The organism is Delftia sp. JD2 (assembly GCF_001682645.1).
In the GTDB taxonomy this organism is placed as follows: Bacteria; Pseudomonadota; Gammaproteobacteria; order Burkholderiales; family Burkholderiaceae_C; genus Comamonas; species Comamonas acidovorans.
In genome coordinates this window covers 1-12,874 of record NZ_LFJT01000026.1, presented here as the reverse complement: position 1 = coordinate 12,874, position 12,874 = coordinate 1, and the positions used below count along the sequence as shown (strand labels likewise).

The window sequence follows — 12,874 nt, the reverse complement described above, 5'->3', positions numbered from 1 at the left end:
CGCCATGCACAAGAAGCCCCACCTGCCCTCCAAGCTGTGTGCGTGCTGCGGTCTTGCGTTCACATGGCGCAAAAAATGGGCACGTGATTGGGACGAGGTCAAATACTGCTCGCAGCGCTGCCGCACCGCGCGACTGCCGCCTGATCCCACTCCCCCATCTGCAGGCCGTCAGCCAAGGCGCTGACCTCCAAGCGGGCCATGCGCCCGCACATCCTGGGAGCCCTGGATTGCCGCCAGGCCGGCCCCATAATGCGCCACCCCATTGCATCAAGGAATTGGCACCTATGTCTTCCGGCGGCTTTCACGTCCACGGCCCACACGATCACGAACTCGAACATGCTGCCCAGGGCGAGCATGGCCAAACCGCCCACCATGGCATCGGCGGCGGCAGCCTGACCAACCAGATCGCCATGTGCACGGCAGTCATCGCCACGGTGGGCGCCATCTTCGCGTACATGGGCGGCGCCACCCAGGCCAATGCCGGGCTGTACAAGAACGACGCAGCCATCAAGAAGACCGAAGCGGCCAACCAGTGGGCCTTCTTCCAGGCCAAGAGCACCAAGCAATCGCTGTCCGAGTTCGCGCGTGATCTGGCGACCACGGAGGACAGGCGGGCGGCCTACCAGGCCAAGGTGGAGCGCTACGAAAAGGAAAAGGACGACATCAAGCGCGATGCCGACCGCCTGGAAGCCGAGGCCCGGCAATGGGACGAGAAGTCCGAGATGCAGATGCACCTGCATCACCGCTGGGCGCAGGCCACCACCGCGCTGCAGGTCGCCATTGCCCTTGCAGCCATCGCGCTGCTGACCAAGAAGAAATGGCTGGAATACGCCATGCTCGGCGTGGCAGCGCTAGGCCTTGGCGTGGGCGGGCTGGCCATGCTGCACATCTAGAGCGTGTGGCAAAGCCGCAAAGCCGCATATCCGCCTTGGAAGGCCGCTGTGAAACAGCCCCCTGATTCCCCGGCCTTGCCCGCGGCTCAGTCCTCGCTGGGACGGGGGTAGCCTGCCTCTGCCCAGGCTTGCGCAGACGTCCGGGTGAGCTGATGGTCCGGCCTGACTCCCACCTTGGCCAGCTCGCTGCCGTCGGCGGCAGTGGCGGTGAGCGTGGCGCTGGGATTGTCTTCATCGGGCTCGATATCCAGAGAGACGGTCACGCGTGACCCGCCCACCATGATCTGCACATCCTTGTGCAACTGCGCTGCCAGATGCTGCTCATGCCGGCGCATCACCTCGTGCGCCGTCTTCACCAGCGTGTTGAAGGCGGAAACGTCCAGCGGCTTGGGATTTTTCTTGTCGCGGCCCATGGTCCACGGGCCGACCAGGCTTGGCTCCACCTGGCCGTCCTGGGTCATGGCAACGGCCCAGCCATCGTCGTCTTCATTCTTGATGACGCGGGCCTCCCAGCCGTTGTGATGCCAAAGGCGGTCTTCGAAGATTGAGACGACTTCTTGTTCGAGTTCTGCGGACATGTCCAGACCCTTCCCTTGTGGAAACTATCGAGCCCGAAATTCTACTGTCCATCCATACAGTTCGCGCGCAGGGGTCTATTCCCAAACCGTGGACTCCCAAGAGACGAAAATGCTTCCCGATGGCACCGGAGACGGCATGAACAACGACCTTGCACACCAGGATCCTGAACTGTTGCGCCGGCTGCTGCGCGCGAAGGACAGCATTGACGCCGCATCGCACGAGGCCTGGCCTGTCGGGCGACTGGCGCAGGTCAGTGGCGTGTCCGAAGCGCACTTCGCCCGGTCGTTCAAGCAGGCCTTCGGCAGTCCGCCGCACCGGTACTTGCTCACGCGGCGCATCGAGCGGGCAATGACGCTGCTGCGCGAAACCGATCTGGCCATTACCGACATCGCCTTTGATACAGGCTGGGCAAGCCTGGGCACCTTCGGGCGCACCTTCCGCGATATCACAGGCGACAGTCCCAGCGCAGTCCGGGTGCGCGCCCGGGCGACGATGCACGAGCTGGGCCGCGTGCCCGCCTGCATTGTCAGCGCCGCGCACCGCCCCGACCTCACGACCGCAGTTTCGGAGAAGCGACGCCGGGCAACAAGCGATACAAACGAACCCGAACAACAGGAGATCCCATGATTCGAGGCGTTGAAGTGGTTGGTTTGTATGTGCGCGATCAAGACGAAGCACTCGCGTTCTATGTCGACAAACTCGGGTTCCGCGTCCACACGGACGTGGCAAACGGCGACTATCGCTGGCTCACGGTGCAGCACCCGGAACAGCCGTCGTTCCAGCTCGGCCTGTTCACACCCGGCCCTCCCGTGCTCGACGCAGCAACGGCGCAGGCAGTGCGCGCGATTGTGGCCAAAGGCGCCATGCCGCCCCTCGTACTGACCGTGGATGACTGCCGCGCGGCCTACGACCGAATGCTCGCAAGCGGAGTGGAATTCACGCAGGAACCCGTGGCACGGTACGGCACCGTGGACGCAGGCTTCCGCGATCCGTCGGGGAACGGGTGGAAGATGATCCAGGCGCGCCGCTAAGGGAGGCCGCCTTGAACTGGAACCACCGGATCCGGCAGATCCACCGCTGGCTGTCCGTCGCCTTCACGGTCACAGTCATCGCCAACTTCATTGTCCGGGCGCAGAGGGAACCTCCCTCCTGGGTCAGCTACTCGCCGCTGCCCCCGCTCTTTCTCTTGCTGTTGAGCGGTCTGTACCTCTTCGTGCTGCCGTACGCCTGCATGCGACGCAGTGGAACAAGGAAGCCAGGCGATGCGAGGTAGGTGTCTTGGCCCTTGAATGGCCGCCAGCACGCATTCTTCGACAAGGGCGCGTCGCGCTCGCCGCAAATTGCCGCCGCAACGAAGGGCTTGCGAGTACGATAAGCTTCAAGCCTTGTTGAAGGTCAAGGAGCCCTTGTCGAAGGTTGCGCATGAACATTGGTGAACTGAGCAAACGCACAGGCCTGTCCACATCACGCATTCGTTTTTATGAGCAAAGCGGCCTGCTGCAAGCGGCTGAGCGTGGCGCGAATGGCTACCGCAGCTATCCGCCTGAGATGGTGCAGATGCTGGAGCTGATTGCGATGGCGCAAGGCGTGGGCTTCAGCCTGGATGAAATTCGTGCACTCTTGCCGCCCGGCCTGCAAGGCTGGGACCATGAGGCCGTCGTGGGCGCGCTGCGCCAAAAAATTGCCGATATCAAGGCCATGGAGAAAAAGCTGCAAACCAGCAAAAAGCAGTTGCAGGCTTTGTTGACCGATATTGAAGCGCGGCCAGACAACATGGATTGCCACGACAACGCACGCCGCGTGCTCTCCCATGTACTGGCCCAGCAATCCGAATCCCTGGCCTCTGAAGCAGCGGCCGAAGAAAAAATGGGCAAGCTCATGCGCACAGGACACAAGAAGCGGGCAAGCGTGGCATAGGCCTGCGCCAGTTTGGAACGCGGCCCTAGCGCCTTGCCAAAGCCTGCACCACCTGCTTTGCAGTCGCTTTGGCCGACCCCGGGTTTTGCCCGGTGATGAGGCGGCCATCGGCCACCACATACGAGATAAAAGGCAGCAAGGCTTTTTGATAGCGCGCACCGCGCATCTTCATTTCCTGCTCGGCGTTGTAGGGCATGGACCGGGCCACTCCGGCCAGGATTTCTTCCGTCCATGAAAAACCCGTGACCCGTTTGCCCGCGACCAGCAAAGAGCCGTCGCTGAGCTGCGTATTGAGCAGGCCGCAGTAGCCGTGGCAAACCGATGCAACGATGCCACCTTGCTCCCAGATGCTGCGTGTGATGCGCTGCAGCCCCGCACTATCGGGAAAATCCCACATTACCGCATGCCCTCCAGTGAAGTAGATGGCATCGAAATCGTTCGCATCGATATCGGCAGGTGCTGCAGTGTTCGCCAGCAGGGCCATGCGCGCGGGATCATCGAGCCAGGCTTTGGCCGAAGCATCGAAGAGCGGCCATTGGAGTGCGCGCGGCTCCAGTGGTACGGCGCCACCCAGCGGGCTCACCAGTTGCTGCGGGTACCCTTGCGCAGCAAACACATCCCAGGCATGGGTCAGCTCCGACAGCCACAGCCCTGTGGCGTGCGCAGGGTCGTCGTAATGAGCGACATTGGTGACGACATGCAAGACACGTGGCGTACTCATGAAGACTCCTGCGCGATTTGCTTGAGGCCCTGTGCGTAGCTGGTGACAGCAAAGTCGGGAAAGCGGCGCTTGAACTTGGACGAATCAAACACATTGTCGTGTGCGTAGCGTGGCAGCAGTTCACGCAGTTCGCGCACAGGCTTGGAGACCCAGCCAGCAACCACCATGGCCAGGTGGCTCAGTACCTTGTAGCGCGGCTCAACCCCAAAGGTTGCAGCCGCCAGGTTCACAAAGGCCTGATAGGTCAGCCGCTCGTCCCAGCAAGGCAGATGCCAGGTCTGGCCATACGCATCTTGCGCATTGCCAATGGCAGCCATGGCGCGGCTTGCATCGGGCGTCCAGATCAGGGTGCGCAGCTTGTCGTCACGGACCGGCACTTTGGCCTTCTGGCCCGCCTTGAGCGGGCCGATCACCAGGGTATTGGTGATGCTTTGGGTTTTGCCGGGGCCGTAGAACTCTGGCGCGCGGGCAATGGCGACGGGGATATCTCCGCGCTGCATCTCGGCCAGCACCATCTCGACCATCAAGGCGCGCACGCGCCCCTTGCGGCCCACCGGGGCAAATGCGGTTTCCTCGGTCTGCCGCTGCGCGGTTTGCGGGTACATGTAGGTGTTGTCGAAATAGACAAATTTGGCCCCCGCTGCCCGCGTGGCATCGAGTGCGTTGAGCAGCATGGCAGGAAATTGCCGCTCCCATAACTCGGTGTCTGGTGGCAGGCCAGCGGTGAAGTACACAACCTCGCTGCCACGCACGGCCTCCAGGGTTTGCGCGGGATTCATCAGGTCGGCGGACACCAGCTCGTCCGTATCGTTCACCTTGCGCGGCTTGCGGCTGACCAGGCGCAGGTTCTGCGTGTAGTTGCGGTGGAGCTCGCGCGCCAGCTCCACAGCGATCTGGCCATTGGCGCCCAAAATGGTTTGCATATCGATCCTTGCAGCATCTTGTGTGATGAGAGGATATGGAGCTTAAGCTTCAACTTGAGTTGAAGGTCAAGCGGCAAACTACAGATCCCTGATATCAGGTCGAAGACAAACCCGCCGGCTCGCTCAGCGGGTGGACTCTTTGGTCGCTCCGGCACAAATGTTGACGCGACAGGCGTTTTATTCCAGCGTAGTGTCAAACCGGTGATGGTGCCATCGCATCAACAAGGCACCGAACCGGACCGGGATGAAGCCGAGATTTATTCCGGTCCGCTCACCGGCTCTATTGATTCCTGCTGTCAAGCAGGCATCAATCAGCAAAGTCAACGCCCCCGCATCCCCATCAAAACCTCAATCGTCACCGACGTCGCGTCGTCATCCGGCCTTTTGCGGTGCGCGATGCCCAACGCCCTTGACAGTGCTGGCCGCAGGGGCCGCGTGGTGATGCGGGGGTCAGGCTGCGGTGCGCCGGCCTCGTGGGGCAGCAGCGCGGCGCCGTAGCCCGCCGCCACCAGGCTCTTCATTGCGTCGTTGTAGTTCAGCTCGATCCGTGCCTGCGGCCGGGCGCCGCCTGCGGCAAACCATTCGGCAGTCTGGCGTGACAGCCGGGTTCCACGGTCGTTGGCGATCAGCGGACGGGCCGCAAGCCACGCGGGCGTGATGTGTCGCGGCGGCTTCCAGGCGGCCGGGATGAAGGCGAGCACGGGGTCCTGGCGCCAGGCCTGCACCTGCAGCCCGCGCAGCACGGGCTGCGGCAAGGCAACGATGCCGATGTCCAGGCTGCCGGCAGCCAGGCGCGCCAGGGCCTCCTCGCTGGTCATCACCGCCACTTGCACGTCGATCTCGGGATGCCGGGCCGCCAGGGTTTCCAGAGCCTGGGGCAAGAGGTGCGCAAGTGCGCCGGTGGAGGCGCCCAGGCGCACGCGGCCCCCGCGCGTGGCGATCTGGCGCTGCACGGTCTGCAGGAGATCGTCAGCCTCGGCCAGGAGCTGGCGCGCCTTGTCTATCAGCAGGCTGCCCGCCGATGTGGCGGTGACGCCGGCCGGTGCGCGGTGCAATAGACGAGTTCCCAGACGCTCTTCGAGCTGCGCCACATGCAGCGTCACCGTGGGCGGCGCCAGGTGCAGCACCTTGGCGGCGGCAGCGAATGAGCCCAGGTCGGCCACCGTCAGCAGGGTGCGCAGACGGTCCAGATTGATTTCGCGCATGGTGCGGTGCCCCAGGTTGCCAGCAATTCAGGAATCATGAATCTGTAGTTTGTCAGATTCAACTGGCCTGCATGCGGCAGTCGCTGCACCATGCGCTCCACACCCAATCGGAGCAACCCATGACCTCTCTTGTTTTCATCGATGGCGACCAAGGCACCACCGGCCTGCAGGTGCGCGAATGGCTGGCGGATCGGACCGACCTGCGCCTGCTGCAACTGCCGGCCGACCAGCGCAAAAGCACGGCGCACCGTGCCGAGGCGCTCAACGACTGCGACATCGCCTTGCTGTGCCTGCCGGACGAGGCTGCGCGCGAGGCCGTGGCGCTGGTGCGCCGGCCCGGCGTGCGCGTGATCGATGCGAGTTCTGCGCATCGCACCGCGCCGGGCTGGGTCTATGGCCTGCCGGAACTGGAGGCAGGCCAGGCTGAACGCATCGCCCATGCCCGGCGCGTCAGCAATCCCGGCTGCTATCCGACAGGTGCGCTGGCACTGCTCAGGCCCTTGATCGACGCTGGCCTGCTGCCCCCCGACTACCCGCTGGCCATTCACGCGGTATCGGGCTACTCGGGACGGGGCCGCGCAGGACTGCTGGACCATGAGGGCGCTGCCGCCGCGACTGCCGTGCCCCTGCAGGTCTATGGCCTGGGACTGCACCACAAGCACGTGCCCGAGATCCAGCAGCATGCCGGCCTGGCCCATGCGCCGGTGTTCGTGCCGGCCTATGGCCACTACCGGCAAGGCATCGTGCTGACCATCGCCCTGCATCTGCGGCTGCTGCCCGCTGGTGTGACCGCCCGCAGCCTGCACGCTGCGCTGCAGGCGCGGTACCAGGGCCAGCCCTGCATCGAGCTGCAACCCCTGGAGGAGGACGCCGATGCGCAGCGGCTCGACCCGCGCGCGCTCAATGGCAGCAACCGGATGCGGCTCGCGGTGTTCGGACAGCCGCAGGAGCAGCAGGTGCTGCTGACCGCCGTGTTCGACAACCTGGGCAAGGGCGCCGCCGGCGCGGCGGTGCAGAACCTTGATCTGATGCTCGGGCTGCAGCCGATGCTGCAGCCAGGATGCGATGAATCCCTGAGCGTGGTGTGAGCCTGGCGTGAGCGTGGAGTGAGTGCGGTGTGAGCTGCCGGCCTGGGGAAGACGGGCAAGATCCGGGCAATCCTGCTTCAAGCCTCGACGCCACAGGCCACCGACAGATAGCTTTTCATGCGCGCGCTGGCCCGCTCCGGGTCGGCCAGCGCACCGCAGGCATCGGCCAGCTCGAACACCTTGGCAAAGTGCACGGCCCCGCGTGCAGACTGCATTCCGCCGGCCATGGAGAAGTGCTTCTGGTGGCCATTGAGCCAGGCCAGGAACACGATGCCTGCCTTGTAATGCCGCGTGGGCGCGCAAAAAATCTCGCGCGACAGCGCCACCGTGGGATCCAGCAGTTCCCGGAAGCGTCCGCTGCGGCCCTGGGCCAGTTCGGCCAGCGCCACGGCCGCCACCGGGGCGATGGGGTCGAAGATGCCCAGCAGGCCGTGGGAGTGGCCGCCCTCACCGGCTGCCGTCCCATCGCCGGCCATGAGTTCGGCGTAGTGGAAATCGTCACCCGTGTACATCTTCACGCCCGCAGGCAGCCTGCGGCGCAGCGCCCTCTCCCATTGCGCATCGAGCAGCGATACCTTGATGCCTTCGACCTTTGGCGCCTTCGCTGCGATCAGCGCGGCGACGGTATCAAGGGCCTGCGCCAGGTCCGTACTGCCCCAGTAGCCGCGCAGCGCAGGGTCGAACATCTCGCCCAGCCAGTGCAGCACCACGGGCTGGTCGGCAGCGTCCAGCAGCCGGTCATAGAGTTGCAGATAGTCCTGCGGGCCGCGCGCGGCCTGGACCAGGGCGCGGCTGGCCATGAGGACCACGGGGCAGCCTTCGGCCTGCACCACGTCCATCTGCTCGCGGTAGGCCGCCTCGACCTGTGCCAGCGTGACCCCGGGTTGCACCGCCAGCTGGTCGGTGCCCGCGCCGCAGGCCAGCTGGCCGCCCACTGCCCGCGCATGGCGCGCGCTGCGCTGGATGAGTTCGCGTGCCGATGGCCAGTCCAGGCCCATGCCGCGCTGGGCCGTGTCCATGGCTTCGGCGACCTTGAAGCCCAGGCGGTACAGATGCTCGCGGAAGGCCAGCGTCGCCTCCCAATCGATGGCAGGCGGTCCATCCCAGGGATGCGTGGCGGCCAACGGGTCGATCACCACATGGGCCGCTGCGTAGACGCTGCGGTTGAAGGCAGGGGCCGGGCCCGCGGGAGCGATGGGACTGGCCTTCATGGCCAGTGGCACGAGACGGCCGTCGCTTCGGGGAAGGAGGATCTGCATGGGGGTCTCCTGCCTCAAGCCAGTCGGCCGAGGATGTGGTCGGCAGCCTTCTCGGCCACCATGATGGTGGGAGCGTTGGTGTTGCACGAGGGGATGAAGGGCATCACGGACGCATCGGCCACGCGCAGCCCCTCCATGCCGATGAGCTGCAGTTGCGGCGTCACCACGCTGTCCGGGTCGTGCTCGGGGCCCATGCGGCAGGTGCCCACGGGATGGTGGTCGGTCTTGGCATGGGCGCAGGCGTAGTCAGACAGCTCGGCATCGCTGTCCCGATGTCCGCCCGGCAATACCTCGCCGTGCACGTAGCGCCGCAGCGCTGGCTGGCCCAGCAGCTTGCGCGCAAGGCGCAGGCCCTTGATGGACATGGCCCGGTCATGGGGGTCTGCCCAGTAGTTGGGATCGATCAAGGGCGCCGACGCCGGGTCTGCATCCGCGAGCCGGACCGTGCCACGCGAGCGGGGGCGCAGGTAGGCCGTGTTCAGCGTCACGCCCGCGTTCTCCAGCCCGGTCATCCCGGCTTCTATGCCCGAGCCCAGCCCCAGATGGAACTGGATGTCGGGCGAGCGCGCGAGCGCATCGGGGTCGGCATACCAGAAGCCCCCGGTCTCGAAGAGGCTGGAGGCGGCCGGCCCTTTCTTGAGCAGCAGGTACTGCAGGCCCGCCCAGGCCGCGTGCCAGGGGCGCTGGTATTTGTCGTAGGTGTGGTCGCCCGTGCATTCGGCGATCACGAACAGGTCCAGGTGGTCCTGCAGGTTGGAGCCGACACCAGGGAGATCATGCACAGGCGCCAGCCCCACGCTGCGCAGATGGTCGGCAGGGCCTATGCCGGAGTGCATCAGCAGCCTGGGCGAGCCTATGGCGCCCGAGCAGACGATGACTTCGCGGCTGGCGTGCACGCTGAAAGGCGTGCGGCTGGTGCCCGAGACCGCCTCCACGCCAACCGCGCGCCGGCCCTGCACCAGCACGCGCAGCGCCTGGGTCTGCAGCTGGACGGTCAGATTGGGGCGGCGCATGCGCACCGGATCGATGAAGCCGGTGGCCGCCGACGCACGGCGCGCATTCCACTGCGTGAGCTGGTAGTAGCCCAGGCCCTGCTGCGCGGCACCGTTGAAGTCGGGGTTGAAGGGCATGCCCATTTCCTGGCCGGCCTGGAAGAAGGCCTCGCAGATGGGCAGCGGGCTGACGGGGCAGGACACGCCCAGCGGGCCGCCGTAGCCGTGGTACTCGTTGGCAAAGCGCTGGTTGTTCTCCGAACGCTTGAAGTACGGCAGCACGTCGCGCCAGGACCAGCCCGTGGCGCCGCCCAGGCGCTCCCAGTCGTCATAGTCTGCCGGCGCGCCGCGCGTGTACAGCTGGGCGTTGATGGTCGAGCCGCCACCGATGACCTTGGCCTGCGTGTAGCGCAGCACGCGCTGGTTCAGATGCCGCTGCGGCACGGTCTGCCATCCCCAGGAGCCCCGGCCCCGGGTCATGCGCGCAAAGCCCGCAGGCCAGTGGTACAGAAGATGCGAGTCCCAGCCCCCGGCCTCCAGCAGCAGCACGCGCACCGAGGGGTCGGCGCTCAGCCGGTTGGCCAGCACGCAGCCCGCCGAGCCCGCGCCCGTGATGATGTAGTCATAGCTGTCCATGGTCATCCTCCTCACAGCCGCGCGATGGAGAGCGCGCCATCCACATGCAGCACCGACCCCGTCGCAAACGCCAGCCTGCCGCTTGCCAGCGCGCTGGCGGCCTGCGCCACGTCCTCGGGCCGGCCCCAGCGGCCCATGGGCACAAGGCCCGCAGCGATCAGGCCGTCGTACCGATCGGCAGCACCCGCCGTCATGGCCGTGCGGACGATGCCGGGGCGCAGCTCGAACACGCCAATGCCGTGCGCCGCCAGGCGCAGCGCGAACAGGCGCGTCAGCATGCCCAGGCCGGCCTTGGACAGGCAGTACTCGCCGCGCTCCACCGACGCCATCTCGCCGCTGACCGAGGACACGGTGACGATGGACCGCGCAGCGCCCGAAGGCGCAGCCAGCATGCGCTGCGCCACGGCCTGCGTGAAAAAGAAGCTGCCGCGCAGGTTGGTGGCCATCACCAGGTCGAAGTCCTCGGCGCGGATGTCCAGCAGATCGCCGCGGCGCGGCGATCCCATGCCTGCGTTGTTGACCAGGCAGGACGGCACACCGCCCCAGGCGCAGACCGCATCGAGTACACGAGCGTGGTCGTGCACGTCGGCCAGGTCGCCGCGCACACGCAGCGCACGCGCGCCGCAGGCCTGGATCTGCGCGACGCTGGCGCCGTCACTGGCGCCGTCGTCCTGCAGCGTGGTGATGGCCACGTCAAAGCCGTCGTGCGCCAGTTGCAGCGCAATGGCGGCGCCTATGCCCTGGCTGCCGCCGGTGACCAGGGCCACGGGGCGCAGTGCCGTCGATTGCGGATTCATGGCATCAGCTCCTGAAGGTGGTGACGCAGGTGACTGCCCACGCGCAGGGCCTGGGCAGCCACGGTCAGCGCGGGGTTGACGGCGGCCGAGGAAGGGAAGAATCCCGCATCGACCACATACAGGTTGTCCAGCTCCCAGGCCTTGCACTGCGGGTCCAGCGCCGAGGTGGCCGGATCACTCCCAAGGCGCACCGTTCCGCACTGGTGCGACACCACCTCGGTGCCGAAGCCGCGCGACAGCACCAGCGGGTAGCCGGTGCCGCGCAGTATCTGGGCGCAGCGCGCCACCCAACGCTGGTGGGCGCGCAGGTTGGTGCGGTGCCAGTGCAGCTCGATGGCTCCGTCTGCGCGCAGCGTGACGCGGCTGCTGGGGTGGGGCAGGTCCTCGCTTTGCGCGTACCAGTCCACACTGCGCTCGGCCAGCGCGCTGCGCAGCCACCTCGGGGTGCCCGGCAGGGCGGCACGCAGCATGGGCTCGCGGATCTTTCCCAGCAGTTGCAGGCTGCCCAGCGGCGGGCCGCCCGCGCCGTCGCCAAAATAGAAGTCGTGCAGCGCCAGCGTCTTGGGAAAGCGCGTGCGGTTGCGCCTGAACGGGTGCCATGCCATCAGGGCCGTGGTGTTGTGCGTCATGTAGTGGCGGCCCACCACGTCGCTGCCATTGGCCAGGCCGCGCGGATGCCACGCATTGGCCGAGCGCAGCAGCAGGGCCGCCGAGTTGATGGCGCCGGCACTGAGCACGAACAGCCCCGCCGTGATGCGGCGCGCCACGCCGCCCTCCACCACCTCCGCCGCGACGACGCGCCGCCCGCCCGCATCGGTGAGCAGGCGCTGAACGTGCACGCCGGTGTGCAGCCGCACATTGCGGTGCGCCAGCGCAGGCCGCAGCAGGCAGGTTTCGGCATCGCCCTTGGCCCCCACCATGCAGGGCACGGCGTCGCAATTGGCGCAGCGCCGGCAGTGCCCGCCCGGTCCCAGGTCGATGGCGCAGGGCATGGGAAACGGCCGCAGGCCCTGGGCACGCAAGCGCTGCTCGATGCGCGAAAGCAGCGGCTCGTGCGGCACCGGGGGATGGGCATAGGCCGTGCTGCGCGGCGGCTCCGTGGGGTCGGCGCCGCCCTGGCCGCGCACGCCGAACAGTTGCTCGGCCAGGGCATACCAGGGTTCGAGATCGGCATAGCGCAGCGGCCAGGCGGGCGAGATGCCCTCCTCATGCTCCACCGCCTCGAAATCGCGCTGCCGAAAGCGCAGCATGGCCGTGCCGTAGAACTTGGTGTGCCCGCCCACGAAATAGAACATGCCGGGCCGAAACGCCCGCCCGCTGGCGTACCAGACCTCGTCGGTCTGGTAGCGTCTTTCGGCGAAGACGGCCTCGATGTCCCAGTTCTGCGCCTCGCGCGGCAGCACCGGGCCGCGCTCCAGCACCCATACGCTCGCACCGCTGTCCGCCAGTTGCAGGGCCACGGCCGAGCCGCCCACGCCCGAGCCGATGATGAGCACATCGCAGTCCAGCCCGTTGTGCGCCATGGCGGTCATGCGATCAGCGCCTGGGTGGCGGCATCGAAGCAGACCAGCCGAGACAGGTCGATCAGCAGGCGTGCCCTGTCCCCGGCGCGCAACAGCGCATCGGGCGGCAGCCGCGCGGTGAACGCATGGCCACCGAGCTTCAGCAGGGCCAGCGTGTCCGATCCGGTGGGCTCCAGCAGTTCGACGCGGGCCTCGGCCAGGCCCTGGCCGGGGGCGGCCGGCACGCCTTCGGGCATCAGGCCCACGGCCTCGGCACGTATGCCGGCAATGACTTCGCGGCCCGCATGGCCCTGCAGCGCGGTGGCCAGCGGCTGCGGCAGGGGCAGATCCTGGCCCATTCC

At 66.7% G+C, this 12,874-nt stretch carries 15 protein-coding genes; 6 read left to right on the top strand and 9 right to left on the bottom strand.

Annotated features, from left to right (window positions below; translation table 11 throughout):
• Positions 1–4 precede the first annotated feature (4 nt).
• The gene (locus ACM14_RS30740) at positions 5–184 is read left to right on the top strand and encodes a DUF2256 domain-containing protein (protein WP_013801983.1); all 180 of its coding nucleotides are present in this window, start codon (positions 5–7) and stop codon (positions 182–184) included.
• Positions 185–284: 100 nt separating this feature from the next.
• Complete coding sequence (locus ACM14_RS15585) at positions 285–893, top strand: DUF4337 domain-containing protein (RefSeq protein ID WP_012206105.1); 609 nt, start codon at positions 285–287, stop codon at positions 891–893.
• 86 nt (positions 894–979) lie between these two features.
• On the opposite strand, the gene ACM14_RS15580 is transcribed toward ACM14_RS15585, so the two are convergent.
• Positions 980–1,471 (bottom strand): hypothetical protein, encoded by a 492-nt coding sequence (locus ACM14_RS15580; RefSeq protein ID WP_013801982.1) that lies wholly within the window; start codon positions 1,469–1,471, stop codon positions 980–982.
• 136 nt (positions 1,472–1,607) lie between these two features.
• Between ACM14_RS15580 and ACM14_RS15575 the strand changes: the two genes are divergently transcribed.
• From ACM14_RS15575 to ACM14_RS15560, 3 genes are all read left to right on the top strand, one after another.
• Positions 1,608–2,099 carry a helix-turn-helix domain-containing protein gene (locus ACM14_RS15575; protein ID WP_043821580.1) on the top strand — a complete coding sequence of 164 codons (492 nt, stop codon included), beginning with the start codon at positions 1,608–1,610 and terminating at the stop codon, positions 2,097–2,099.
• Positions 2,096–2,503, top strand: coding sequence for a VOC family protein (locus ACM14_RS15570; protein WP_065346641.1), 408 nt, complete (start codon positions 2,096–2,098; stop codon positions 2,501–2,503). Before ACM14_RS15575 ends, ACM14_RS15570 begins: the two co-directional genes overlap by 4 nt.
• 391 nt (positions 2,504–2,894) lie before the next feature.
• Positions 2,895–3,389, top strand: coding sequence for a MerR family transcriptional regulator (locus tag ACM14_RS15560; RefSeq protein ID WP_065346639.1), 495 nt, complete (start codon positions 2,895–2,897; stop codon positions 3,387–3,389).
• A 25-nt stretch (positions 3,390–3,414) separates the two neighbouring features.
• On the opposite strand, the gene ACM14_RS15555 is transcribed toward ACM14_RS15560, so the two are convergent.
• The 3 genes from ACM14_RS15555 to ACM14_RS15545 all read right to left on the bottom strand — a co-directional run bounded on the left by ACM14_RS15555 (position 3,415) and on the right by ACM14_RS15545 (position 6,238).
• Positions 3,415–4,110: a type 1 glutamine amidotransferase domain-containing protein gene (locus ACM14_RS15555; protein ID WP_065346638.1), complete on the bottom strand. Its 696-nt coding sequence runs from the start codon at positions 4,108–4,110 to the stop codon at positions 3,415–3,417.
• Entirely contained in the window at positions 4,107–5,033 is a 927-nt protein-coding gene (locus tag ACM14_RS15550) for an NAD-dependent epimerase/dehydratase family protein (protein WP_065346637.1), read from the bottom strand. Before ACM14_RS15550 ends, ACM14_RS15555 begins: the two co-directional genes overlap by 4 nt.
• A gap of 320 nt (positions 5,034–5,353) precedes the next feature.
• Complete coding sequence (locus ACM14_RS15545) at positions 5,354–6,238, bottom strand: LysR family transcriptional regulator (RefSeq protein ID WP_065346636.1); 885 nt, start codon at positions 6,236–6,238, stop codon at positions 5,354–5,356.
• 119 nt (positions 6,239–6,357) lie between these two features.
• Between ACM14_RS15545 and argC the strand changes: the two genes are divergently transcribed.
• Positions 6,358–7,326, top strand: a complete 969-nt coding sequence (argC, locus tag ACM14_RS15540) for an N-acetyl-gamma-glutamyl-phosphate reductase (RefSeq protein WP_061287978.1) — start codon at positions 6,358–6,360, stop codon at positions 7,324–7,326.
• A 77-nt stretch (positions 7,327–7,403) separates the two neighbouring features.
• Here the strand turns inward: argC and ACM14_RS15535 are convergent, their stop codons facing one another.
• The 5 genes from ACM14_RS15535 to ACM14_RS15515 all read right to left on the bottom strand — a co-directional run.
• A complete protein-coding gene (locus ACM14_RS15535) occupies positions 7,404–8,585 on the bottom strand; it encodes a dihydrodipicolinate synthase family protein (protein ID WP_065346635.1) in 1,182 nt (393 codons plus the stop codon).
• A 14-nt stretch (positions 8,586–8,599) separates the two neighbouring features.
• A complete protein-coding gene (locus ACM14_RS15530) occupies positions 8,600–10,213 on the bottom strand; it encodes a GMC family oxidoreductase (RefSeq protein WP_065346676.1) in 1,614 nt (537 codons plus the stop codon).
• Between the two features lie 11 nt (positions 10,214–10,224).
• Positions 10,225–11,010, bottom strand: coding sequence for a 3-ketoacyl-ACP reductase (locus ACM14_RS15525; RefSeq protein ID WP_065346634.1), 786 nt, complete (start codon positions 11,008–11,010; stop codon positions 10,225–10,227).
• Positions 11,007–12,542, bottom strand: coding sequence for a GMC family oxidoreductase (locus ACM14_RS15520; RefSeq protein ID WP_065346633.1), 1,536 nt, complete (start codon positions 12,540–12,542; stop codon positions 11,007–11,009). The genes ACM14_RS15525 and ACM14_RS15520 overlap by 4 nt, the downstream gene beginning before the upstream one ends.
• On the bottom strand, positions 12,539–12,874 hold a 336-nt coding region (locus tag ACM14_RS15515), incomplete at its 5' end, for a TOBE domain-containing protein (protein ID WP_139093438.1). The genes ACM14_RS15520 and ACM14_RS15515, both read right to left, overlap by 4 nt.